Source organism: Bacteroides galacturonicus, from assembly GCF_003096855.1.
Classification (GTDB): domain Bacteria; phylum Bacillota; class Clostridia; order Lachnospirales; family Lachnospiraceae; genus Lachnospira; species Lachnospira rogosae.
This window is the reverse complement of the sequence record NZ_QEOA01000007.1, coordinates 157081-182883: the sequence shown is the minus strand read 5'-3', so window position 1 is coordinate 182883 and position 25803 is coordinate 157081. Positions and strand designations below refer to the sequence as shown.

Sequence of the window (25803 nt, the reverse complement as noted above, 5' to 3'; positions counted from 1 at the left end):
ATAGGTATGGATTATTCAACATCAATAAGTACAAGTTATGCAGATACATATGATAAAACTTCATCACAGCTTAGTGATAAGCTTACAAGTACAGATTTCTCACAGGCATCAGACGATGAACTTATGAGCGTGTGCAAGGACTTTGAAAGCTACTTTGTTGAGCAGATGTTAAAGTCAATGCAGAAAATGGCTAAGATAGATGCAGATGATGACGACGACTCATCTTTATTCAGCAGTATGGCATCTATTTCAGGCAGTTCGGATTCGGCTATGAGTACAATGGGAAGTTACTTTGGCGATGAGATGATAAAGAACTACGCAGAAGTATTTACAGAGTCTAATAATGGGAAAGGACTTGGAATAGCCCAGACATTATATGAACAGATGAAGCGTAATTATTCTTCAGATTTATAGATTGCAGTGTGTTTTAAGTGGACGGTTTTATTAAACACAATGTGGTTTTAATATTAATATATTATTAAAGAGAGGGAAGCAGATTGGATTACGAGTCTGTTAAATACGTTGAAGGATTTATAGATAATATAATTTATCGTAATGAAGACAATGGATATACAGTATTTGAGATAATATATCAGGGTGAAGATGTCACCTGTGTTGGTACGTTAAGTTATATCAACACAGGTGAATTTATTACTGCGAATGGCGAATTTGTCAAACACGCAGTATATTATATGCAGTTTAAGATTTCTTCTTATGAATTCAAGGCGCCGGCGGACAAGGAGTCAGTGAGGCGTTATCTAAGTTCTGGTGCAGTTAAAGGAATAGGCAGCAAGATGGCTGAACGTATAGTAGATACATTTGGCGATGATACATTCCGCATTATGGAAGATGAACCAGAACGTCTTGCAGAGATTAAAGGGATAAGCATAGCTAAAGCAATGGACATTGCTAACCAGCTTGCGGATAAGCACGATATGCGTCGTGCGATGATGTTTCTGCAGAATTATGGAATCCAGATGAATTTAGCCAATAAAATATTTAAAAGATATGGCAATGATATTTACACAATCATAGAACAAAATCCGTACAGGCTGGCTGATGATATTGAGGGCGTAGGCTTTAAGACGGCTGATGAGATTGCTTCCAGAGTTGGAATTAAGGTTGATTCGGAGTTCAGAATAAGAAGTGGAATGTTCTACTGTCTTAATCAGGCGGCATTGCAGGGACACGTGTATCTTCCTTATGAAGAATTAAAGAGGCAGGTGTCATCACTTCTGCTTATTGACATTGCTGATTATGATAAGTTTCTTATGGATCTTGCTATAGATAAGAAGATTGTTGTAAGAACAGAGGGGGAATCTAAAAATGTGTATTCTGCGATGTATTTCTATATGGAACAGAATGTTGCAAGGGCATTGGCAGGACTTGATATAAAATGCGATGAAAATATCAACGAGGTCAATAACAGAATAGCAGGGATTGAACGATCAGAGGGCATTGTGCTTGATGACATACAAAAAGAAGCTGTTGTAAAAGCTGCACTTAACGGACTTGTTATAATAACAGGTGGACCGGGAACCGGTAAGACAACAACAATTAATACGATAATTAAATATTTTGAGATGGAAGGTCTTGAGATAAGGCTTGCGGCACCGACGGGAAGAGCTGCCAAGAGAATGACAGAAACGTGTGGTTTTGAGGCACAGACAATTCACAGACTTCTTGAAATAGTTGGAAGCACTATGGCTGATAAAGAAGACAAGAAAAATCAGACATCAAGCCTTGGAATGAGCTTTGACAGAAATGAAGACAACCCGTTGGAAGCAGATGTAATAATTGTAGATGAGATGTCAATGGTTGATATTAATATTATGAATTCGCTTCTTAAAGCAGTAGCAGTTGGAACAAGACTTATACTTGTAGGTGATGTTGACCAGCTTCCAAGTGTTGGACCAGGAAATGTTCTTAAAGACATAATAGCATCTGAGTGCTTTCCTGTTGTTAAGCTTGAAAAGATATTCAGGCAGGCGGCTGAGAGCGAGATTATAACTAATGCCCATAAGATTAATAAAGGCGATAAGGTGACACTTAATAAATACAGTAAGGATTTCCTGTTTATACATAGAAATGGATCAGATGCAATAATTGCGGCTATGAAGACTGTTATAAGTGAGAAGCTTCCAAAGTATGTTAATGCAGATGTGAGTGAACTTCAGATTTTGACACCATCAAGAAAATCATCTGTTGGAGTTGACAGGCTTAACACTGTAATGCAGGAATATCTTAATCCGCCGGACAGTGGCAAAATGGAGAAGAAAGTTGGCGATACAATATTCCGTGAGGGTGATAAGGTTATGCAGATTAAGAATGACTATCAGCTTGAATGGGAGAAAAAGAACCGCTATGGCATTGCGGTAGAGCAAGGCAGTGGAGTGTTTAATGGTGATACTGGAATTATTGATGATATCAACAATTATAATCAGAGTGTTACTGTCAAATTTGAAGATGGAAGATATGTTGATTATGAGTTTGCACAGCTTGACGAGCTTGAACTTGCATATGCGATAACTGTACATAAGGCACAGGGAAGTGAATATCCTGCGGTTATAATACCGATGTATCAGGGGCCAAGGATGCTTATGAACAGAAACATACTTTATACGGCTGTTACAAGGGCAAGAAAGTGTGTATGTATGATAGGTGATGAACGAATTTTTAACCAGATGGCAGAAAATGTATCTGAAACAAGAAGATATTCGTCTTTAGATGAGAGGATAAAGGAAATAAAAAATATTGAATAAATACGACATAATATATAAAAGGATAGCAGCGGGTGTGAAAGATATATTGTTTCCGCCGGCGTGTCCGATATGTTCAAATCCCAGACCTGTTATTGATAACAGGAAGATGAATATATGTCCGTGGTGTCTTAAATATATAACATATATTAAAGAACCTGCATGCCTTAAATGCGGCAAAGCATTAGAGGACGATAACAGGGAATATTGTAAGGACTGCACGGATAAACAGCATTTGTTTAATCAGGCAGTGAGTGTGTATGAGTATTCAGAGGGGATAAAACAATCTATCTATAATTTTAAATATCATAATAAGCGTGAATATGCAGAGGTATACGCAGATGAAATATCAGGCAGGTACGGTGATGTAATAAATATGTGGCAGCCTGATGTGATTATGCCGGTTCCAATTCATGTATCCAAATTAAAGTCACGAGGCTATAATCAGGCAGGACTTATAGCGGAAAGCCTTAGTAAGAAGCTTAATATAGAATACAATGAACATAGTCTGATTAGAACAAGGGCCACAAGCCCGATGAAAGATCTTAATGATATCCAGAGAACTAAAAATCTTCAAAAGGCTTTTAAAATAGCTGATAATGTTATAATATATAATAAAGTATTAATAGTAGATGACATATATACAACGGGAACAACTATTGATGCGTGTGCAGAATGTCTTAAGAGGGCAGGAGTAAAAGAAGTATATGCTGTTACACTCTGCGTTGGCAGAGGATTTTGAATACAGGTAACAAGAACGGAGGAATATTATGGAAGTAAGAAATTGCAGAGGCTGTGGCAAATTATATAATTATATAGGAGGTCCATATCGTAATCTTTGCCCTAATTGCATAGAGAAGATTGAAGAAAAGTATCTTGAAGTTAAGGAATACATACAGGATCACCATAATGCAACAATGACAGAGGTTGCAGAGGAATGTGACGTAAGCACAAGACAGATTGAACAGTGGATAAGAGACGAGAGGCTTGTAATAGCTGATGATTCTCCGATTGGAATTACATGTGAGAGATGTGGAGCATCGATAAAAAGTGGACGTTTCTGTGAAAGATGTAAGAATAAAATGGCAAATAATCTTGGCTCAATGTATGGTGAGTCTAATGCCGCTGTTGAACATATGGAAAAGAGATTATCGTCAGCTGATGCCAAGATGAGATTTCTTGATAAGAACTAATTGTATTTGTATCTAAATTAATTATAAAATGGGGTTAAGAGATAACAGATTATTACCGATAACTTAATCATAAAGCAGAGAACTGAGCTGTAATAAGGCAGTTAAGGGCTGGAATGTTTGTTACAGACACCTTTGATAATGGTTCTTACAAGACTTTGAAGATAGAAAGTGAGGCGGTAAGTATGCGTATAGATGCTTATAATGCTGTAAGTCAGATATATAAGACAAGTTCTTATTCTAAGAATAATAAGGCTGTTACTAATAAGAAAGAGAATGACAAGTATGAGATTTCAGATACAGCTAAGCTGTATCAGGTAGCGAAGTCAGCAGTGGCTTCTACATCAGATGTCAGAATGGATATGGTTAATGATGTTAAGGCACGTATTCAGGCCGGAACATATAATATAAGTTCTGAAGATGTTGCAGATAAGATACTTGACAGAATTTCAACATTAACATTTTAGTGAGGTTAAAGCATGGCAAGTTTAATAGATCTATTAATCGATGATTTGAATAATGAGGATACAGGATATAATAAGCTTCTGGACTTGTCCAATGATAAGACTTCCGCAATTGTTAAGGGAGATGTTGATGAATTACAAAAGATATTCCTACAGGAACAGAAGTTAATAGAAGAACTTGAAACCGTTGAACAGAAAAGACAGGAAGATGTGAAAGAGATATGCTCGATACTAAGGCTTCCATATGAGCAGATAAGAGTAGAACATATAGTACAGATACTTGAGAAGAAGCCTAAAGAGCACGATGCACTAGAAGAAGTATATCTCAGACTTAAAAGAACTTTGAACCAGCTTACAACAGTTAATGATAATAATAAGCTGCTTCTCAAGGAATCAATGGATATGATACAGTTTGAGCTTGATCTTGCCAAGAATTCAGTTATGGATCCACAGACTTCCAATTATGGAAGAACAGCTTATGAGGAACAGGGGATTACTGGAGCGACAGGATTTGATGCAAAACAATAAATATAATCCGGACTAATAATCAGAAGAAATGGATTGACTCTGATTATTACACAATATAGATTAAGTAATATTATTCGGAATTAAGGGTCACATTTTCAAAGGAATGAATTGGGATTTTTCTTTGAGAATGTGATTTTTTTCTGGGTTTAGGATATGGAGGAATTATGGCTAACGGAATGGCATCGCTTATGGTAGGAGCGTCAGGACTTAAAACATCACAGACAGCACTTAATACAACGGCACACAATCTGTCAAATGTTAATACAACAGGATACACAAGACAGCAGATTACATTTGCAGACAGTACGTATGTTAATGTGTTCGGAACAGGAAACAGCACAGGCAAGTGTGGACTTGGTGTTGATGTTGATGCTATAAGCAGAATAAGAAATGATTTTATAGATAAGTCATACAGAACAGAGAATGCAAGACTTGGATATTATGAAAGCCAGTATAAGGCAGTAGAAGAAGTAGAAGATTTATTTGGAGAAATGCAGGGCGTTACATACCAGACACAGATAACGAATCTGTATAACGCAATTAATGAACTTACTAAGAATCCAACAAGTACAATTGCAAGATCTTCACTTATCCAGAATGCAACAGCATTTATAGACAGGTCTGAAGCAATATATGCTGGGCTTAAGGATTATCAGGTAACTCTTAACACAGATATTAATAATATTGTAAATAAGATTAACAATCTTGGACAAAAGATATATGACCTTAATAAAGAGATAGCCAAGGTTGAATCTGGAAGTGGTGAACGTGCTAATGATTTAAGAGATACAAGAGATAATGCGTTAGATGAATTAAGTGGTTATATTGATTTTGATTATTATGAGAATGAACATGGTGAGGTGATTGTAACTGCTGAGAATGTACCATTTGTTACATCGGCACAGGTTACTGAGATGGGAACAAGACAGGTTGATAATAGTGCACTGTTAATCCCAATCTGGCCAGGTTATGACAGGGATGTATTTAATCTTTCTAATATTAATAATATGAAGGATACAGACAAGGGAGAACTCAAAGGTCTTTTAGTAGCAAGAGGTTCTATAGAAGTTAATTATACAGATGTACCTGTTATGCCGGAGAAGGAAGATTACGATCTTACAACAGCAGACGGACTTCAGGCTTATAATGATGCAATGGATGCATATAACGAGAAGCAGGAATATTACAACAAATATATTGAACCATCAGCAATACTTAGTGCGATAGCTGGATTTGATAAGCTTGTTAATGGAATAGTTACTTCCCTTAATGATATTCTTTGTCCAGAAAAGACAATAGAAACAACAACAGAGCTTACAGATAATGACGGTAATGTATTACAGGCTGATGAGTACATATATAATGCTTCGGTTAATGCAACACTTTATGACAGATATGGTAAGGAAGTTAAAGGTGTTGCCAATGGTGATGGAACTTACAGTTATTCATCAGGTGAGAAGCTTTATGTTGACCAGGCAGGAACAACAGCTGAGAATATTGATAATATGAAGTATTCTGTACTTGACACAGACAAGGCTGGTTTCGGTATGGATAAGGATATGACTATGGGTGTTGAATTGTTCAAGAGAGAGGGAACAGAAAGATACATCCAGATAACAGCGGCAGACGGAACTAAGACTTATGTCCGTAATAATCTTAACACAGCAGATTATGAGACGGACTATACACTTGGTAAGCTTTTAGTTAATCCAGAAGCTTCACAGCATGTTGACAGAATTCCATTATCAACAATACAGGGCAAGGAAGATTTTTCTAAAGCTAATGAACTTATTGATGCATTCAGCAAAAAGTTCGCATCGCTTAATCCTGATTCATATGCCAAGGCAGACTTTAATTCATTCTATAATGATTATATAGGTGAGTTTGCTACAGTTGGTAAGGTACTTTCAAGATTTGTTAATAACCAGACATCAATGGTTGATGGTTATGATAACCAGAGATTACAGACATCAGGTGTATCTTCAGATGAAGAACTTGAGAAGATGATAAAATATCAGCACGCATATAATGCGGCATCAAGATATATTAATGTTGTAAGTGAGATGATAGAACATCTTGTTACATCACTTGGTTCTTGATTATATTAATTACAGATTATATTGAATTATAATTGATGTTTAATACAACAATGTAAATAATGCACTGGTATAAAGGTGCAGAATGGAGAGTTAATATGGCATCTACATTTTTTGGATTATCAATCTCATACAAAGGACTTCAGGCGGCACAGACATCTATTACAACAACAGCACACAACCTTTCTAATATTAATACTGATGGATATACTAAGCAGAGCGTGCTTTTACAGGCATCAGATGCTTTAAGAACATATTCAACATACGGAACAATTGGTTCAGGTGTTAATGTTGTAGAGATTAAACAGACAAGAGATTCTTATTATGATGAGAAATATCGTAACAACTGTGCTAACTATGGACAGTACGAAGCTAAGAATAATTATATGACACAGGTTGAGGATTATCTTAATGAATTTCTTCTTTCAGGTTTCTCAAAGGAATACGGCAATTTCTTTGATGCAGTTAACCAGCTTACAATTACACCAGCTGACACTTCTGCAAAGAACCAGCTTATTAATAATGCCAAGAGTATGACAGATTACTTTAATACATTAGCTAATAACTTAAGAAATGTACAGGCAGATGCCAATAACGAAGTAAAGGATACTGTTGAGCATATTAATACACTTGCACAGAACATAACAGCACTTAATAAGCAGATTAACCAGATTGAGGCGTGCTATGGTGATGCTAATGATCTTCGTGACCAGAGAAATGCATTAGTTGATGAGCTTTCAAAGGCAGTTAATATAACAGTAAGCGAGACAGAAATCCAGAATGGTCTTACATCATTCCAGATAACAATTAATGGACAGTCACTTGTTAATGATTACAGTTACAGGACATTAGAGGTTGTGGCAAGAGGTGAAGTAAGAAATACAAGCGATGCAGATGGACTTTATGATATAAAGTGGAATGACGGATCTGATTTTAATATATACAGTGACTCACTTGGAGGACAGTTAAAAGCACTTATAGATATAAGAGATGGCTGTAATGGAGAGATTGAGTCTTATGCTAAGAATGATGATGGAACATACAAGACAGATATTGATGGTAATATCGTAACAGAGACTAATGCACAGGCAGGCGAGAATATTAATTATAAGGGTGTTCCATATTATCAGGTACAGCTTAATACGTTTATACAGACATTTGCACAGGCAGTTAACAGCATATTTGAAAGTGGCTATGTATCAGATGCGGATACAACTGATGCTAAGAATAAAGGTATACCACTTTTTGTTGTTCAGGATGGTTCTGGAGTTCTTACAGCAACAACAGTATCTGTTAATTCGGCTCTTTTAGAGGATGCTGATAAGCTTGCGACAAAGTCAAATGTAGGGGACGGCGAATCACAGTGCGATCTGATTGAACAGATTAATGCACTTCAGAAGAAAAAGATATTTGATGGTGGTACAGGTGCTTACTTCCTTGAAAGTATTGTCAGTGATGTATCAATTGATTCAAGTAAGGCTAAGACATTTCTTTCTAACTATAATAATATGAAGACAACAATTCAGAACCAGAGATTATCGGTTATGGGTGTTGATACTGATGAAGAAGCTATGGATCTTATGAAGTTCCAGCAGGCTTACAATCTTAACTCTAAGATGATGTCGGTTATGAACGAGATATACGACAAGCTTATTAACCAGACGGGCTTATAATTAGTTCACATAGCATATCTGTAAATGAATGGAGGAATAGTATGAGAATAACTAATCAGATGATGATAAACAGCTCTATAGCTAATATACAGACTAATAAAAGTCAGATTAATACAATGGATACACAGTTATCTACACAGAAGAAGATTAACAAGCCTTCTGATGACCCAATTATTGCAATCAGAGCATTAAGACTTCGTTCAAGTCTTGATCAGGTTACACAGTATATTAATAAGAATATACCAGATGCTTCATCATGGCTTTCGGTAACACACGATGCTCTTGACCAGAGTTACAATATAGTATCACAGCTTTACAGCTATTGTAATCAGGGTGCAACAGATTCTTATTCTCCTTCGGAACGTAATACAATTGTTGAGACACTTAATAAGCTAAAGGATTCATTCTATACACAGGGAGATGTAGATTATGCTGGAAGATATGTATTCACAGGTTATGCAACAGACAAGCCTCTGACATATCAGTCAGATGCAGATGCTAAGGATGTGGACTATACAATAACACAGAACTTTACAAGAGATGCACTTAGCAGTAAGACTGTATATACTAATGCCTATTCTAATGATGATATTATGAATCTGTCAGTTAAAAAAGATGCTAATGGCAAGATTATTACACCAAATGTGCAGACAGTACACAGATTACAGCTTGCTTATTCAGAGGTTGATGCTAATGGAACATTTAAGATTACAGACAGTCAGGGCAATACGGCTTCAATAACTAAGAACACAGACGGAACAATATCAGTAACAGATGCAGATGGTAATGCAGTTACAGGTGTTACAACTAATACAGATGCCAATGGTAATATAACAGGCGTTACAGGTAACTTCTTTAGTGATGGAAGTGGCAATGCAGTTACAGTATCATTTACATCAGATACTAATTATATACCAGGTGATGATGAGATAGTTATTAATTCACAGGTTGGTGAAGTTCTTCTTGGAGAAAATGTATATAAGGACGTATATACAAGCAATTCATTCTCAGTGCAGTATGATAAATCTAATTTTAAAAAGGGTGATGTTAATCCAACAATGTATTTTGACTGTGTTGATAATGTTACAGGCGTTACTTATGCTAAGAAGGATGAAGATATAGAGTATAATATTAATTTTACACAGAAGTTAAAGGTTAATACTCAGGCAGATGAAGCGTTTAATATATATTTTGGAAGAAATATAGATGACCTCACATCAGCAGTACAGAATGTTCTTGATATAGAGAGCCAGATGTCAAAGGTTGAAAGTATGATGAAAGAGGAAAGATATTCATCAGATGCAGACCAGAAGAGTTTAAGTGATATTCTTGAAGGACTTACAAAGCAGCAGGAATTAGCAAAGAGCCAGATGACTAAAGCGTTTGAGACAGGAATTGGACAGATGCAGGGATATCAGGAACAGATTTCTAATGCCAAGGCTGATGTAGGTAACAGGATTACAAGACTTGACCTTACCAAGTCAAGACTTACAGAACAGAAGACTAATTTTACAAGTCTTAAGTCTGAGAATGAAGATATTGATCTTGAGGAAGTTGTTATATCTTATACTTCTGCCCAGCTTGTGTATAATGCGGCACTTTCAGCAGCAAGCAAGGTGGTACAGCAGACATTACTTGATTTTATTGGATAATAAAATGATAATTAATGGAGGGTTTTAAGGTGAAGGTAGATACAAGATGGTTTGGAACGATTGATATTGATGATGAGAAGATTATAACATTTGACCTTGGGGTTATTGGCTTTGAGGACTGTAAAAAGTTTACACTTATATACGATGTGGATAAGGGAGACGAGGCATCAATAATGTGGTTACAGTCATTAGATGAGCCAGAACTTGCTCTTCCAATGTTAAAGCCGGAGCTTATTAAAGAAGACTATGATCCGATAGTTGAAGATGAGATGTTAAAGGCTCTTGGAAGTGATATTAAAGAAGCTGATCTTATAGTGTTTTGTGTACTTACTGTTCCGGCAGATATTACTAAGATGACAATTAATTTCAAAGCTCCAATCATTGTCAATGCTGATACATTAAAGGGTGTACAGCTTATAGCCGACAACAATGATTATGAAGTCAGATATCCTATTTATTCAATTCTTGAAGAAAGGAAAGGTGAGTAGAATGCTGGCATTATCAAGGAAAAAAGATGAAGCTATAATAATTAACGATGACGTAGAAGTCACAGTTATCGAGATTAAAGGAGATCAGGTTAAGCTTGGAATAACAGCACCTAAGTCTGTTCCAATCTACAGAAAAGAAGTATATGTACAGATAAAGGATGCTAATAAGGAAGCTACACAACAGGCAATTGATGTTAAGGCACTTAACCAACTCTTTAAGAAATGATAGTTACATTTGTTATAACAATTGTAATGATTTATAATGAATATAATTAATATATAATATTATATTATGGCATTAGAATGCCGATATAGGGTTTAGAAACTGAGTAAAGTGCAATAAATACGGGAAAAGGATTTCTTTACTGCACTAGGATATATATTGCAGAATTGTAATATTGGTTAATATCGGTTTGAGAACATTTTTTATAACCACACGGAGGTGAAGGATAATGGGAATTGATAAAATGAGCATAGCTGCCAATTACCATAATCAGGCAGTTCAGGCAACACAGATTAATAAGGTTAATGTTCAGACTTCTTCTGATACAGCAGCAAAGGAGATGACAGCAGATAGTAAAGTCAGTACAGCATCGACAGTGCAGATAACCAATACACAGAAGAGTGGTACTGACAATGGCGAATCTAATCTTGCACAGCAGAATGAGAAGAAAGAAGCAAGTATCAAGGAACTCAAAGATATACAGAAAGTAATTAATAGAAATACAATAGCAGAATTTGGTTATAATGAGCCAACTAACCGTATTACTATTAAGATTAAAGATAAGGACACTGATGAAGTCATCAAGGAGATACCATCAGAGAAGGCTCTTGAAATGCTTGCAAAAGCCTGGGAGCTTGCTGGTATCCTTGTTGATGAGAAGAGATAGGAGGTAATATTATGCCAATAAGATTATCAGGTATGGTTTCAGGTATGGATACAGAGTCGCTTGTAACAGCACTTGTATCAGGATATCAGTTAAAGAAAGACAATCTTGTAAAGGCTCAGACTAAGCTTTCCTGGAAACAGGAAAAGTGGAAGACTATGAATACAAGCATATATAGCTTTTATAGTGGAAAGCTTTCAGCAGCGAGGTTTGGTAAAGCATACAGCCTTAAGAAGTCAACTGTATCTAATTCAAGTGTAGCTACAGTTACAGCAAGTTCAAGTGCGGTAGCTGGAGACCAGACATTAAAGGTTAAAGAACTTGCATCATCGGGTTATCTTACAGGTGGTGAAGTTACTAATAAATCAGACAGCACATCAAAGATAACAGGTTCAAGCAAGTTATCAGCTATAACAAATAAGACGTCTGGACAGGGAAGTGTTACACTTTCTGTTGATGGTAAGTCAACTAATATAGAACTTACAGATGATATGACAGTTAATCAGTTCTTAGTAAAGCTTAAGGATGCTGGTGTACAGGCAAGCTTTGATGAGGCGAACCAGAGATTCTTTATAAGTTCCAAGACTTCTGGTAAAGATGGCGATTTTTCATTAGTAGCTAATGATACAGCTGGTAGAGACTCTTTGTATGAATTGGGACTTTATACAGATGATAAGACATCTACAGCAGAGTATACAAAATGGGCTGGCTATTATAATGCTGCGGATGGTACATATACATCAGCACTTGATGATATTATTAATAGTGCTTATGAGAGTAATAAGATAAGCTTTGATACAGTAGCACAGGAAAAGCTTGCAGCATATAGTAAAGCTTCTGCTACAGTTGATAGTTTTAATACTAAATATATGTCAGATACAGGTGTCACAGCTGAAGATAATGCTAAGGCACAGCTTACATCAAAACAGGCACAGCTTGATGCACTTATTTTAAAAGGCAAAGGCGGAGATAATGATAGTGATTTTGATGAAAGTAAACTTACAGACGAAGAAAAAGAACAATATAAAACCCTTACAAGTTCTGTAGAAACACTTAAATCAGACATAGCTAACTACGATACAGCTAAGAAATCAATGGAAGACCTTAAAAATTATGTTAATATTGAGGTGAAAGATGGCAAGACAACTGTATCAGCTCTAAAAGAGACAGATTCAGCTGCTGGAGTTGCCAATATAGCTGCTGAGACTGCTGACAGGAATACTAAGATTAAGGCAGACCTTACAACACAGTATCAGAACAAAGCAAAGAATAGCTATGATATGATTAACGCAGCACATAAGTTTTCTAAGGGCGCATCAAGAAAAGTAGGACAGGATTCAGAAATTGAGCTTAATGGTGCTACATTTACAAGTAATAGCAATAACTATTCGATTAATGGCATTACAATACAGGTAACCGCTAAGACTAAGGATGATGAGCAGGTTACAATAACTACAGATACAGATGTAGATGCAATCTATAAGTCTATTAAAGATATGTTTACAGATTATAATAAGCTGATTAAGTCAATGGATGAAGCTTATAATGCAGACAGCTCTAAGGGATATGAACCACTTACAGATGATGAAAAGTCCGCAATGACAGATGATGAAGTTGAAAAGTGGGAGACTAAGATTAAGGACTCACTGCTTAGAAAGGATGATACTTTAAGCAGTATTATCAATACTATGAAGAATGATATGGCTTCATCATTTACAATTAACGGAAAGTCGTATGCTTTATCAAGCTTTGGTATAGCAACACAGGGATATTTCTCATCAGGTGAGAATGAAAAAGGTGTATATCATATTGATGGTGATTCAGATGACTCTGTTTCATCGGGTAATGATGATAAGTTAAGGGCGGCAATAGCAAGTGATCCGGAGACTGTAGTTTCGTTCTTCTCACAGCTTGCTACAAAGCTTTATACAGATTTAGGTAATAAGATGGCTACATCTTCAGTGAGCAGTGCTTATACAGTATATAATGACAAGCAGATGACTAAGCAATATTCAGAATATACAACTAAGATAAGTGATGCAGAGACTAAGATTACAACTTGGGAAGATTACTATTATAGTAAATTCTCAGCTATGGAATCAGCTTTATCAAAGCTTAACTCGCAGACATCATCAATGTCTGGTTTATTTGGAAATTGATAATTGGGTATTGATTTAATTCTATATTAAGGATAATATGGTAATAGGAATATAAGGTGTTTATGACATCAGGAGAGAGGACAAGTTATGATATATAATCAGAATATGGCACAGCAGTATAACCGCAATAAGATATTAACAGCGACACCGGCTGAGCTTACGTTATTATTATATGAAGGTGCAATTAAGTTTTGTAATATTGCTCAGGTTGCAATAGAAAAGAATGATACAGAAAAGGCACATACTAATATAGTAAAGGCAGAGATGATTATAGAAGAGCTTCAGTCAACACTTAATCGTAAATACCCGGTAGCAGAGGATTTTGATAATGTGTACAAGTATATCTACAGCCTTTTAGTTGATGCTAATATGAAGAAAGATACACAAGTTCTTGATCAGGCATTAGTTGAATTAAGAGGAATGAGAGATACTTGGAAAGAAGTTATGGCAAAAGCCGGTAATTAATAATATAAAGGTATAGTCAAATAGTGATTTAACTATACCTTTATGATATCAAGATGGTGGTAATAGTATATGATTACAGAGAATTATCTTCAGATAATGATAGACAGTCTTCTTAAGAAGATAGAGATACTTAAGAAAGTATCTGAGCTGAATGAGCAACAGAGTGCTTTACTTGATGATGAAGAATTTGATGGAGATAAGCTTCAGAGTAATATGGAGAGTAAAGCTGCATATATAGATGAGCTTAATTCACTAGATGAGGGCTTTCAAGCTGTATTTGACAGAGTAAAAGAAGATGTAGAAGAGTATAAGGCTGATTATAAGGAATTAGTAATTAGATTACAGGAGCTTATAAGAGAAGCTACATCCTTAAGTGCTACTATACAGGCACAGGAATCAAGAAACAAAGTCAGAGTTGATATTAAGTTCAGGCAGTTAAAGGATAATGCTAAGACAGCCAAGCGAAGTGTAAGTATGGCTAATAAGTATTATCAGAATATGAGCAGGGTAAGTTCTGAACCGCAGTTTATGGATCAGAAGAAATAATACATATATTTACCAATATTTTAATGCAGCTAGGTAATAAGTATATTTCAGTATTTTGACATTTGCATTAAAAAATATTAAAATAAGTTTATATTAGGGCTAAAGTTAATAAACAACAGTCCGATATAATATATAACAGGAGCAATCCTGAACAATTTAATTATGGGTGGCAGGGACGCCACCAAGAATTCAAGGAGGAAACTATTATGGTAGTACAACACAATCTTACAGCAATGAACGCTAACAGACAGTTAAGTGGAGTTCAGAGTGCACAGCAGAAGTCAACAGAGAAGTTATCATCTGGTTACAGAATTAACAGAGCTGGTGATGATGCTGCAGGTCTTTCAATTTCAGAAAAGATGAGAAGTCAGATCAGAGGTCTTAATAAGGCTGTTTCTAATGCTCAGGATGGTATCTCATTAGTACAGGTAGCTGAAGGTGCTCTTAACGAGACACATTCAATTCTTCAGAGAATGAACGAATTAGCAACACAGGCAGCTAACGATACTAATACATCAACAGATAGAAATGCTCTTCAGAAGGAAATGGATCAGCTTACATCAGAAATCGATAGAATTCGTTCTACAACTCAGTTCAACTCAATGAACTTACTTGATGGTTCTTTCACAGGAAAGGAATTACAGGTAGGTGCATTATCAGGACAGAAGATTTCTATCTCAATTGGTAATATGAATTCTTCTAAGCTTAAGATTAGCGGACTTAAGGTTAGCTCATTCTCATCAGCAGGAAAGGCAATGGCAGCTATTCAGAAGGCTATTAATTCAGTTTCTACTCAGAGATCTAAGCTTGGTGCTCTTCAGAACAGACTTGAGCATACAATCAACAACCTTAACACAACAAGTGAGAATACATCAGCAGCTGAATCACGTATCCGTGATGTAGATATGGCTACAGAGATGGTTGAATACAGCAAGAACAATATTCTTGCTCAGGCTGGACAGTCTATGCTTGCACAGGCTAATCAGGCTAATCAGGGTGTTCTTTCACTCTTAGGCTAATTAGGTAGTTGAAGTTATAATACTATCATAGAGGCTGTGACTTTAACAAGTATTTGTTATTGTCACAGCCTTTTTTAAAATTTTTAAATTAAGGGGTTAAGTCTATATCAAAATATCCGATATATATTGCAGTTAAGTTTTGGAAGACTTATATACATTTTATTAATTACAATATATATTTAAGGATAAGTAAGACATTCAGGGAGGAATTATTAATGGTAGTACAGCATAATCTTACAGCAATGAACGCTAACAGACAGTTAAGTGGAGTAACAAGTGCACAGGCTAAGTCAACAGAGAAGTTATCATCAGGTTATAGAATTAACAGAGCCGCAGATGATGCAGCAGGTCTTTCTATTTCAGAGAAGTTAAGAAGCCAGATTAGAGGTCTTGACAAGGCTGCTTCTAACTCACAGGATGGTATTTCATTAGTACAGGTAGCTGAAGGTGCTCTTAACGAGACACATTCAATCTTACAGAGAATGAATGAATTAGCAACACAGGCAGCTAACGATACTAATACATCAACAGATAGAGCTTCTATTCAGAAGGAGATGGATCAGCTTACATCAGAGATTGATAGAATCCGTTCAACAACTCAGTTCAACTCAATGAACTTACTTGATGGTACATTCAAAAATATGAAGCTGCAGGTAGGTGCATTATCAGGACAGAGTATTGTAATTTCTATTGATAATATGAATGCATCTTCACTTAAGATTAGCGGACTTAAGGTTAGCTCATTCTCATCAGCAGGAAAAGCAATGGCAGCTATTCAGAAGGCTATTAATTCAGTATCTGTTCAGAGATCTAAGCTTGGTGCTATTCAGAACAGACTTGAGCATACAATTAACAACCTTAACACAACAAGTGAGAATACATCAGCAGCTGAATCACGTATCCGTGACGTGGATATGGCTACAGAGATGGTTGAATACAGCAAGAATAACATTCTTGCACAGGCTGGACAGTCTATGCTTGCACAGGCTAATCAGGCTACACAGGGTGTTCTTTCACTTCTTCAGTAATATTAAAAGAATATATATTAATACAAGGACTGTCATTATATCTGGCAGTCCTTTTTTATAATGAGGTTTCGATGAAGGTATTATATTGTAGCTGGTATGAGAATTCCAAGAAGGATATGGTTAAAGCACTTGATATATTAGCAGATGAAGTGTTTGTTATAGAGCATAGCGTTAAGGAGTATATTGGGGATAACAAAGAAGTTGAGTATGAAGTTATAGACATATTATCTAATGGAATAGATGTTGTTATATCGTTTGATTTTCTTCCTATGTTATCAGATACATGCAGTAATTATGGAATAACGTATATTTCGTGGATATATGATTGGCCTAATTATACGTTATATTCCAAGGCAATATATAATAAATGCAATGAAATATATTTGTTTGAGAGAGATGGGATTAAATTATTATCAAAATATGGTATGGGTAATATACAGTATGCAAGTCTTGCAGTTGATACAGACAGGCTTGACAGGCAATTAGGAAAAGATATTGATAATACAAGCTATGAGTATGATATAAGCTTTGTGGGAAATATGAATCCTGACCTGAAAAGTGTATTGATGAGCAAAGATGTATCTTCATATTATGAAGGCTACATTAATGGACTTGCTAATGCACAGCAAAAAATATATGGATACAATATAATTAATGATATTGTGGATAGTGAGTTCGTAGATAAATATTTATATGCAGCGTGTGCTGATATGGATAATATTGCTGTGCCACACGAACATGTGCTGTCTTCCCAGATTAATAAATATGTGACAGGAGTTGAGAGGGTCAATTTATTAAGAAAGATAGCTGATAAATATATGGTGGATATATTTACAGGAAGCAGGGATTTAGATATTGCTAATGCTGATATTCATAGTGGTGTAGATTATTATAGTGAAATGCCAGTAATATTCAGAAAGTCCAGAATTAATTTAAATATAACCCTTCGTTCAATTACTACAGGTATTCCGCTCAGAGTATATGATATATTAGGTGCAGGAGGATTCTGCCTTACTAATTATCAGGAAGATATTGAACAGTTATTTAAAAATGGTGAAGAACTGGTTATGTTTACTGGTGAGAATGATATGCTTAATAAGATAGATTATTATATGTGCCACGAAAAAGAAAGGATGGAAATAGCTGTTAATGGTCATAGAGCTGTTAAAAAGTTTGATTACATTTATGTATTGAAGCATATATTAGGTGTTGATTAGTATTGGAGGGATAATATTGGATATATCAGTATGTATAATTACTAAGAATGAAGCAGACAAGCTGGAAAAGTGTCTGCTTTCATTAAAAAAATATAATTTACAAATAGTTGTAGTTGATACTGGTTCAACAGATAATACATCTGTAATTATTGATAAATATGCAGATATAAGTGGCAGCTATAAGTGGTGTGATGATTTTTCAAAGGCGAGAAATTATTCAATCAGCCTTGCAGGTAATGACTGGATTCTCGTACTTGACAGCGATGAATGGATTGAAAAGATGAATATAGATGAAGTAGCTGCTATTATAAGCAATCAATCAGTGAATTGTACGGGGAAAATAGAACTAATTAATAATATTAATTATGATAATGAATTGACCAGGGGTGTAGAGAGAATAACACGCCTGTTTAACAGAAAGCGGTGTCATTATGAGGGAAGAATCCACGAGCAGGTTGTAAGTATTGATAAAAATGTAGTTACAGCCGTAGATGTTCCGATAACAGTTGGTCATTCAGGATATATGGGAAGCGTTGATAATAAGAAGAAAAAGGCAGAGCGTAACATAAGGCTGTTAGAGCTTGAATTAAAAGAAAATGGTCCGGATGCATATATATATTACCAGTTGGGTAAGAGCTATTATATGCAGGGAGATTATAAAAATGCATCTGGGAATTTTGAAAAGGGCTTATCCTTTGATTTAGATCCAAAGCTTGAGTATGTTCAGGATATGATTGAAACATATGGATATTCACTGCTTAATGAGAAGAGAATTCCTGAAATGATGTTTCTTCAGAATATATATAGTGAGTTTGCGGTAAGTGCAGATTATGTATTTTTAATGGGACTTGCATATATGAACAATGGATTGTTTGATAAGGCGATAGAGGAATTTAATAAGGCTAAGTCATATAAATTATGTAAGATTGATGGTTGTAACAGTTATAAAGCTGATTATAATATTGGCGTTATATATGAGTGTCTTGGCGATACAGCAAAGGCGGTATTAAGTTATAAGAAATGTCAAAGTTATGAACCGGCATTAAAAGGATTAAAAAGGCTTGGCTGTAATTAGCCAAGCTGTGAAATAATCTTATCAATATCAGATAATAAATGTAAATCCTGTTTATCAATTTTATTATTAATGAATTTATTGGACTTTACAGGAAGCTTAATATATTTATTTATATAATTCTTAATATCGGTAATTCTGTTCTTTAGTATGTATGCAGGAACTGAATTGCTGGAATTAAGACAGCAGTTAAGGGCTAAGGAGCATAGATTATATATTCCGTATTCAACAGCATATTGAATATCTGTATAATCAGGCAGAACAGATAACTGGCTGTAAGCTGCTTCAATAGCACTGATGACGTTATTGTAATAGTTGTTGTAGTCAATATGCTTAGAGATTGAAGCTGCACTATTCTTATAGCAATAAAGGATTTCTTTAACATTGCCTATGCTGGAAGCTGTAGCGAATAAATACATAAGTGTTTCAAAATCTTCAAGTATGCAGTGTTCCCTGAATTGAAGTCCTATGCGGTCAAGAAAAGATTTCTTAATAAGCTTTGACCAGAAATATCCACCACTTGCGATTAATTCACTTCTTTTATAGCCATTGAGTTCACCGGTTAATTCATCAGAAGCGTGGACAATGGCTGAATCTTTTGCTTCGTTATAATATCCACAATCAACAATATCATAATTGCCTGAGATTGCTTTAGCATACATTTTCTCAAACATATCAGGAACTGCGATATCATCACTATCCATAAAACCAATATAATCGCCGGAAGCATACGATAAACCGATGTTTCTTGCACCGCCAGCACCGTGGTTCTCATCAAGATTAATTAAAAGAACTTTGTCAGAAAATTGTGCTTCGCAGTCAGCAAGTATTTTCAGTGAATTGTCAGTTGAGTAATCATTTACAAGAATTAACTCAATATCCGTAAGAGTCTGGGTGACAAGACTGCTTAAGCTGTCAATAAGAGTCATTTCAGAATTGTAAACTGGCATAATAACAGATACTTTTGGCATATTAAACTTTATCCTCCCTGATATATGTGATAAAATTATTATAACATATACTTAATGATAAATGGAGATGAGTGTGGAAATAAATTTCCGTATGGGGCTTTGTGTCTGCACATATATGTAAAAATAGTTAAGAATAAAATGTGCGTAGAAATTAAGAGTGGTATGAGCACAATTAGCGACAAGATGGATGGTGCCTTGCTGGGTGTAAGGAATATTAACCATAAATATATTGTAGTAGAAATGAGGAAATATGAAAAAAGTAAGCGTGATTATTCCGTGCTATAATGCCGTAAAGTGGCTGCCTAAGTGCTTTATGTCACTTGTAGGACAGAGCATTGGAATCGATAATCTGGAATTGATATTTGTTAATGATGCCTCCACGGACGATGGACAGACGTGGAATATGCTTAATGAAATAGAAAAGGCATATCCGGAATCTATAATAATAATAGACCTTCCTCATAATAGAAGACAGGGCGGTGCAAGAAATGAAGGGTTAAAGTATGCTTCCGGTGAATATATAGCATTTGTTGATGCAGATGACTGGGTGGAAGCGGAATTATTTGAAAAGACATATTCCAGGGCGAAAGAGAAAGATGCTGATATAGTACAGTTTAATTATAATTATTATTTTGAAAATGTTGGCATTATTCCTAATAAGAATGAAGTGACTGATGAGTATTTTGAAATAAAGTCATCAGACGATAGAAAAAAGATGCTTGTTATGGAAAAATTCACATATGGATGCTGGAATAAGCTGTATAAAAGGTCAATGGTTATTGATGCCAATACAGCATTTGCAGAAAATGTTATATACGAAGAACCATTATTTGTGTATCCATTACTCTTTTATGCTAATAAATTGGTGAAAATGGCCGATAAATTATATATATATAGACAGAACAATAACGGAACTATGCGTAATGATATGAAGGAGAAAGAAACTTTATTTCAGCATAGCCAGGTTCAGTTAATGGTCTGGGAGTTTATGAAGAATACTTCATATTTTAAAGAATATTATGAGGAGATTAAGCTGTATTTTCTTCATACATATTTATATGAAATTCTTGATTTTGCAAAGCAGAGAGAAATAACAATAGATTATGAGCGATATGTTCCACTTGCTAAGAAAGCATTAAGCGAGGTTAAAGATATAACGAAGTCGCCATATAGTGCAATACTTGTTAAACAGATGGCATTATATAAGCTGATTGAGAGTGGACTTACTAGACAGCAGTATATTGGATATATTGATAAGATTTAAGAGGTAGCAAGGATGCTGGAGTTGGATGATAATTATTTCAAGGAAGAAGAAAGATGTGGGTTTAAGATTTCATCTATGATGAAGCGTGCGTGGGTTGTAGAGATGGAACTTGCCTGTGAATTATTGGATATATGTAATCAGTATGGACTTAGAATATATGCATCCTGGGGAACTCTTTTAGGAGCTGTAAGACATAAAGGGTTTATTCCCTGGGATGATGATATAGACTTTGATATGCCAAGAGAAGACTATATGAAGTTGCTGGATATATTTAAGAATAAGGATATTTATACTGATTTCTATGTAAGCAGTCTATATACAGAGGGAACGCATTGTCAGCCAAGCGCTGCGATTATGAATTATAATAAAGTGCCTCTGCCTCTGGAAATTCAAAATAAATTCTACAATTTTCCATATGTTGCAGGAATAGATATTAATCCGATGGATTATGTTCCGAGAGATAAAGAGTTTGCTGAAACACAGTTGCTTGTTTATGGAATTATATATGACGTTGCACAAAGATATGAAGAGCTGAGTAAAAATGGCGAATTAGAGTCAAGGTTAGTTAAGATAGAAGATATATGTAAAACTAAATTTATAAGAGATAATACATTAAAACAGCAGTTATGGAGAATGTCGGACAATATTGCAATGTTATCAAATAGGGAAGAGTCAGATTATTTATGTGAAATGGGTCGAAGAATTCGTGGACAGATGAATTATATTATGCCTCTTGAATGGTTTGATGAAACAGAATGGGTTCCATTTGAGTATATCAAAGTCCCAGTACCTAAAGGGTATGATGGTATATTGAGACTTAATTATGGTGAAGAATATATGAAACCAAGGAGAACGGGAGCGGCACATAGTTACCCATTTTATAAGAAACAGCAGGAATATTTGGAACAGCATACATAAATATAAGCTGTAAATTGTTGTGAGAATACATTTAGTTAATCTGAATGCATAATCATGGAGGATTATTAATGAAGAAAGTTATTACATATGGAACATATGATTTGTTCCATGAAGGACATTATAAATTGCTTGAAAGAGCTAAGGCATTAGGAGATTATCTTATAGTTGGTGTTACAACAGAACATTTTGATGAGTGGCGTGGAAAAATAAATGTAGTTGACCCTATTATGAAAAGAATAGAAAATGTCAAAAAGACTGGCTTTGCGGATATGATTATAGTTGAAGATCACGAAGGTCAGAAGATAGAGGACATTCAGAAATATGGTGTAGATATATTTACGGTTGGTTCAGACTGGGTAGGAACATTTGATTATTTAAAAGCATTCTGTGATGTTGTTTATTTGGATAGGACACCTAATATATCGTCAACAATGCTTAGAGGAAGCAATTATAAAATTACTAAAATGGGTATAGTAGGAACAGGGCGTATTGCAGAAAGATTTGTTGCCGAGGCAAGATATGCAAGTGGGCTTATTGTTACAAGTGCCTATAATCCGGATATAGAGAGCGTGAATAAATTCAAGAAAAAGTGTTCTGAATATGAAATTGCAATTGAAACAGAACAGTATGATAGATTTCTGGAAAATGTAGATGCTGTATATATAGCATCTACACACGAGACTCATTATGACTATGTAAAGAAAGCATTACTTGCACATAAACATGTTCTATGTGAAAAACCATTAGCGTTTACCAAGAAAGACAGTGAAGAGCTATATGATATTGCTTCTGATAACAATGTTGTACTTATGGAAGCTATAAAGGCGGCATATTGTCCAGGATTTCAGCAGCTGCTTAATGTTGTTCAAAGTGGAAAAATAGGAGAAATATGTGATGTGGAGGCCTGTTTTTCAAGAATTGCATCTGTTAATTCAAGAGAAAGGACAGATGCAAAGTATGGCGGAGCATTTCTTGAATATGGTGGTAATGCACTTATGCCAATAATAAAAATATTGGGCAAAGATTATAAATCAGTGTCTTTTGACAGTATTAATAATGAATTGGGTACAGATGATTATACAAAAATTCAGATAAGATATGAAAATGCTATGGCAACTGCAAAGGTTGGTATGGCGGTTAAATCAGAAGGACAGCTTATAGTTGCAGGAACAAAAGGCTATGTTATAGCACAGTCACCTTGGTGGCTTACAGAGAAATTCGATGTAAGGTATGAGGATGAAACAATAATAGACCATTATGAACCTAAATTTGTAGGCGATGGACTTAGATATGAAATAAGTGAGTTCGTTGCTAAGATAAGAGGAAATGGAGAAAAGTCATACAAGCTTACAGCTGGTGAATCTATTGCAATAACAGCAATAGTTGAAGAATTTGTTAAGAAAAAGAATATTATTTAAAGGTGGAAAAGTAAATGTATTATGTGAACCCCAATTTAGTTAATTTACATAGAATAGTTTATCAGAATAATAGAAAACAGTATTTAAGATTAGACTTAAATGAAAATCCAGGAGGACTTCCTCAGGAATTTATTGATGAAGTATTAAAAGATATTACACCAAAGTTTGTATCACAGTATCCAGAGACATTAGAGTTTGAAACATGCTTAGCTCAATTTTTAAATGTAAATAATGACAATATATGTCTTGTTAATGGCTCATCAGAAGGAATAAGACATATTATTGAAGCATTTTCAGCACCGGGAGGAAAAATAGTCGGTGTTGTTCCATCATATGCTATGTATCAGGTGTATGCACAGATGTATGGCAGAGAATTCATACAGGTTAAATATGATGATGATTTAACAATATCAGCAGACACGATAATAGATGCACTTAACGAGGATGTAGATTTATTAGTGCTGTTAAATCCTAACAATCCAGTGGGAAATGCATATAGTAATGAAGAATTTGAAAAGATACTTGAAGCAGCTAAGAAATATGAAATTACTATTTTAGTTGATGAAGCGTATATGTATTTTTATGATAACTCATTTATCCAATATGCGGTTAATAATCCACATATATTATTGACAAGAACATTTTCAAAGTTGTTCTCACTTGGAAGTTTAAGACTTGGATATGTTGTGGGCCAGCCACAGGAAGTAAAGATGATTGCTAATCTTTGCACGCCTCATAATACTAATGCATTTGCAATGAAATTTGCACAGGCAATAATAGAAAAAGATGGAATGTTAGATGATCTGATTGAGAAGCAGTTAACAGGAAAGAAATATATAATTGACCAGTTAGTGGCTAATGGATATAAGGTTAATGCTAAGGAGGGCAATTTTATATTTATAAAACCAAGAAATGTAGATGCTGATGAAATAGTGAATAAGATGAAAAATGAAAAGAAGATATTAATAAAATCTTATTCTGGTATTGGCTCACTTGGAAAATGCTTAAGAGTTACAACAGGTGAAAGACAGTATATGGAACAGTTCTTAGAAGCATTATTGGATATTGATAGATAATTTATTAGAAAAGAGAAGATTATGACTGAATTATTACTTGATGAGGCATTTTATAAAGCGGAGGTTCGAGCAGATTATTATGTGTCGGAAGAAATGAAACATATATGGGCAGTTGGACTCGATTTATGGCAGCAATTTGATTCAGTTTGCAGGAAACATAATTTAAAATATTATGCAGCATATGGAACATTACTCGGGGCTGTAAGACATAAAGGGTTTATACCTTGGGATGATGATATTGATTTATGTATGATGCGTGATGATTATGAGAAATTAAAATTAGTTGCAAAAGATGTGTTTAAAGAGCCTTATTATTTTCAGGACTGGTATAATTCCTGTGGCAGAACCTGGTGTTTTTCAAAGCTTAGGAACAGTAGTACTACAGCAATAGAATTTCCAGATAAGGGAAAAGAATTTAATCAGGGAATGTTTATAGATATTAATGCGTTAGATGAATTTGATGATGGTGTTAATACTGATAAAGTATTTAAGAAGGTTCAAAGAGAACTATTTGACTGCATAAACAATCCTATAAAAATGTTAAAAGGGGTGCTTGCTGGAGAAAAATTTACAATGGACACAGATACAGTCGTCCAATTATCAAATGATTATATAAGTGCAGAGCATATATTTGAGCAATTAACATTAGATAATTGGGGGCAGTCAGATATGGTTGGATATTATGTAGATGAAGTAAGAGACAATGACAGATATTTTTCCAAAGCAGCATTTAATGAAACAATTTATATGGATTTTGAAGGCTTTAAGATGCCAGTACCAGCAGGGTATGATGAGGTGCTAAAAAAATGGTATGGAGATTATATGACACCAAGACAGGGTGGTGGATGTCATAAAGGAGCATTGATAGATCCATTTAAACCATATACAGATTATTTAAAGAAGGAACAATAGG

Annotated in this window: 25 protein-coding genes; 24 read left to right on the top strand and 1 reads right to left on the bottom strand. The window is 35.0% G+C overall.

What is annotated here, in order from left to right; translation table 11 throughout:
• Window positions 1-6: 6 nt before the first annotated feature.
• The 19 genes from C7390_RS11375 to C7390_RS11285 all read left to right on the top strand — a co-directional run bounded on the left by C7390_RS11375 (window position 7) and on the right by C7390_RS11285 (window position 19246).
• Entirely contained in the window at window positions 7-414 is a 408-nt protein-coding gene (locus tag C7390_RS11375; RefSeq protein WP_055176931.1) for a hypothetical protein, read from the top strand.
• A gap of 83 nt (window positions 415-497) precedes the next feature.
• Window positions 498-2762 (top strand): SF1B family DNA helicase RecD2, encoded by a 2265-nt coding sequence (gene recD2 / locus C7390_RS11370; RefSeq protein ID WP_116444218.1) that lies wholly within the window; start codon window positions 498-500, stop codon window positions 2760-2762.
• A 34-nt stretch (window positions 2763-2796) separates the two neighbouring features.
• Complete coding sequence (locus tag C7390_RS11365) at window positions 2797-3501, top strand: ComF family protein (protein WP_318295685.1); 705 nt, start codon at window positions 2797-2799, stop codon at window positions 3499-3501.
• Window positions 3502-3529: 28 nt separating this feature from the next.
• A complete protein-coding gene (locus tag C7390_RS11360) occupies window positions 3530-3952 on the top strand; it encodes a hypothetical protein (RefSeq protein WP_022502405.1) in 423 nt (140 codons plus the stop codon).
• 113 nt (window positions 3953-4065) lie between these two features.
• On the top strand, window positions 4066-4416 hold the full coding sequence (gene flgM / locus C7390_RS11355; protein WP_318295684.1) for a flagellar biosynthesis anti-sigma factor FlgM: 351 nt from the start codon (window positions 4066-4068) through the stop codon (window positions 4414-4416).
• Between the two features lie 12 nt (window positions 4417-4428).
• Entirely contained in the window at window positions 4429-4941 is a 513-nt protein-coding gene (locus tag C7390_RS11350) for a flagellar protein FlgN (protein ID WP_022502407.1), read from the top strand.
• A gap of 164 nt (window positions 4942-5105) precedes the next feature.
• Window positions 5106-7040 (top strand): flagellar hook-associated protein FlgK, encoded by a 1935-nt coding sequence (flgK, locus tag C7390_RS11345; RefSeq protein WP_116444216.1) that lies wholly within the window; start codon window positions 5106-5108, stop codon window positions 7038-7040.
• 95 nt (window positions 7041-7135) lie between these two features.
• On the top strand, window positions 7136-8710 hold the full coding sequence (flgK, locus tag C7390_RS11340; protein WP_055176955.1) for a flagellar hook-associated protein FlgK: 1575 nt from the start codon (window positions 7136-7138) through the stop codon (window positions 8708-8710).
• A gap of 41 nt (window positions 8711-8751) precedes the next feature.
• Entirely contained in the window at window positions 8752-10362 is a 1611-nt protein-coding gene (locus tag C7390_RS11335) for a flagellin N-terminal helical domain-containing protein (RefSeq protein ID WP_116444215.1), read from the top strand.
• Between the two features lie 29 nt (window positions 10363-10391).
• Window positions 10392-10850 carry a flagellar assembly protein FliW gene (fliW, locus tag C7390_RS11330; RefSeq protein WP_055306888.1) on the top strand — a complete coding sequence of 153 codons (459 nt, stop codon included), beginning with the start codon at window positions 10392-10394 and terminating at the stop codon, window positions 10848-10850.
• 1 nt (window position 10851) lies between these two features.
• Entirely contained in the window at window positions 10852-11076 is a 225-nt protein-coding gene (gene csrA / locus C7390_RS11325; RefSeq protein WP_022502412.1) for a carbon storage regulator CsrA, read from the top strand.
• Between the two features lie 226 nt (window positions 11077-11302).
• The gene (locus C7390_RS11320; RefSeq protein WP_055176960.1) at window positions 11303-11740 is read left to right on the top strand and encodes a flagellar protein FlaG; all 438 of its coding nucleotides are present in this window, start codon (window positions 11303-11305) and stop codon (window positions 11738-11740) included.
• Between the two features lie 11 nt (window positions 11741-11751).
• Window positions 11752-13896 (top strand): flagellar filament capping protein FliD, encoded by a 2145-nt coding sequence (gene fliD / locus C7390_RS11315; protein ID WP_116444214.1) that lies wholly within the window; start codon window positions 11752-11754, stop codon window positions 13894-13896.
• Between the two features lie 87 nt (window positions 13897-13983).
• Complete coding sequence (fliS, locus tag C7390_RS11310) at window positions 13984-14361, top strand: flagellar export chaperone FliS (protein ID WP_055306886.1); 378 nt, start codon at window positions 13984-13986, stop codon at window positions 14359-14361.
• A gap of 69 nt (window positions 14362-14430) precedes the next feature.
• Window positions 14431-14907 carry a flagellar export chaperone FlgN gene (gene flgN, locus C7390_RS11305; RefSeq protein ID WP_116444213.1) on the top strand — a complete coding sequence of 159 codons (477 nt, stop codon included), beginning with the start codon at window positions 14431-14433 and terminating at the stop codon, window positions 14905-14907.
• A gap of 206 nt (window positions 14908-15113) precedes the next feature.
• Entirely contained in the window at window positions 15114-15926 is an 813-nt protein-coding gene (locus C7390_RS11300; RefSeq protein ID WP_055176966.1) for a flagellin N-terminal helical domain-containing protein, read from the top strand.
• Between the two features lie 215 nt (window positions 15927-16141).
• Complete coding sequence (locus tag C7390_RS11295; RefSeq protein ID WP_055176970.1) at window positions 16142-16954, top strand: flagellin N-terminal helical domain-containing protein; 813 nt, start codon at window positions 16142-16144, stop codon at window positions 16952-16954.
• A gap of 71 nt (window positions 16955-17025) precedes the next feature.
• On the top strand, window positions 17026-18171 hold the full coding sequence (locus C7390_RS11290) for a glycosyltransferase family protein (protein WP_055176972.1): 1146 nt from the start codon (window positions 17026-17028) through the stop codon (window positions 18169-18171).
• Window positions 18172-18187: 16 nt separating this feature from the next.
• Entirely contained in the window at window positions 18188-19246 is a 1059-nt protein-coding gene (locus tag C7390_RS11285) for a tetratricopeptide repeat-containing glycosyltransferase family 2 protein (RefSeq protein ID WP_055176975.1), read from the top strand.
• Here C7390_RS11285 and C7390_RS11280 read toward each other — a convergent pair.
• Window positions 19243-20214 carry a glycosyltransferase family 2 protein gene (locus C7390_RS11280; protein WP_090140836.1) on the bottom strand — a complete coding sequence of 324 codons (972 nt, stop codon included), beginning with the start codon at window positions 20212-20214 and terminating at the stop codon, window positions 19243-19245. The two genes, C7390_RS11285 and C7390_RS11280, sit on opposite strands and share 4 nt — an antisense overlap.
• A gap of 250 nt (window positions 20215-20464) precedes the next feature.
• Here C7390_RS11280 and C7390_RS11275 point away from each other — a divergent pair, with 250 nt between their 5' ends.
• From C7390_RS11275 to C7390_RS11255, 5 genes are all read left to right on the top strand, one after another.
• On the top strand, window positions 20465-21478 hold the full coding sequence (locus C7390_RS11275) for a glycosyltransferase family 2 protein (RefSeq protein WP_055176981.1): 1014 nt from the start codon (window positions 20465-20467) through the stop codon (window positions 21476-21478).
• Between the two features lie 12 nt (window positions 21479-21490).
• Window positions 21491-22396 carry a LicD family protein gene (locus tag C7390_RS11270; protein WP_055176984.1) on the top strand — a complete coding sequence of 302 codons (906 nt, stop codon included), beginning with the start codon at window positions 21491-21493 and terminating at the stop codon, window positions 22394-22396.
• A gap of 68 nt (window positions 22397-22464) precedes the next feature.
• Window positions 22465-23814 (top strand): Gfo/Idh/MocA family oxidoreductase, encoded by a 1350-nt coding sequence (locus C7390_RS11265; protein WP_055176987.1) that lies wholly within the window; start codon window positions 22465-22467, stop codon window positions 23812-23814.
• Window positions 23815-23828: 14 nt separating this feature from the next.
• Window positions 23829-24890, top strand: coding sequence for a pyridoxal phosphate-dependent aminotransferase (locus tag C7390_RS11260; protein WP_055176992.1), 1062 nt, complete (start codon window positions 23829-23831; stop codon window positions 24888-24890).
• Between the two features lie 21 nt (window positions 24891-24911).
• A complete protein-coding gene (locus C7390_RS11255) occupies window positions 24912-25802 on the top strand; it encodes a LicD family protein (protein WP_055176995.1) in 891 nt (296 codons plus the stop codon).
• Window position 25803: the final 1 nt, after the last annotated feature.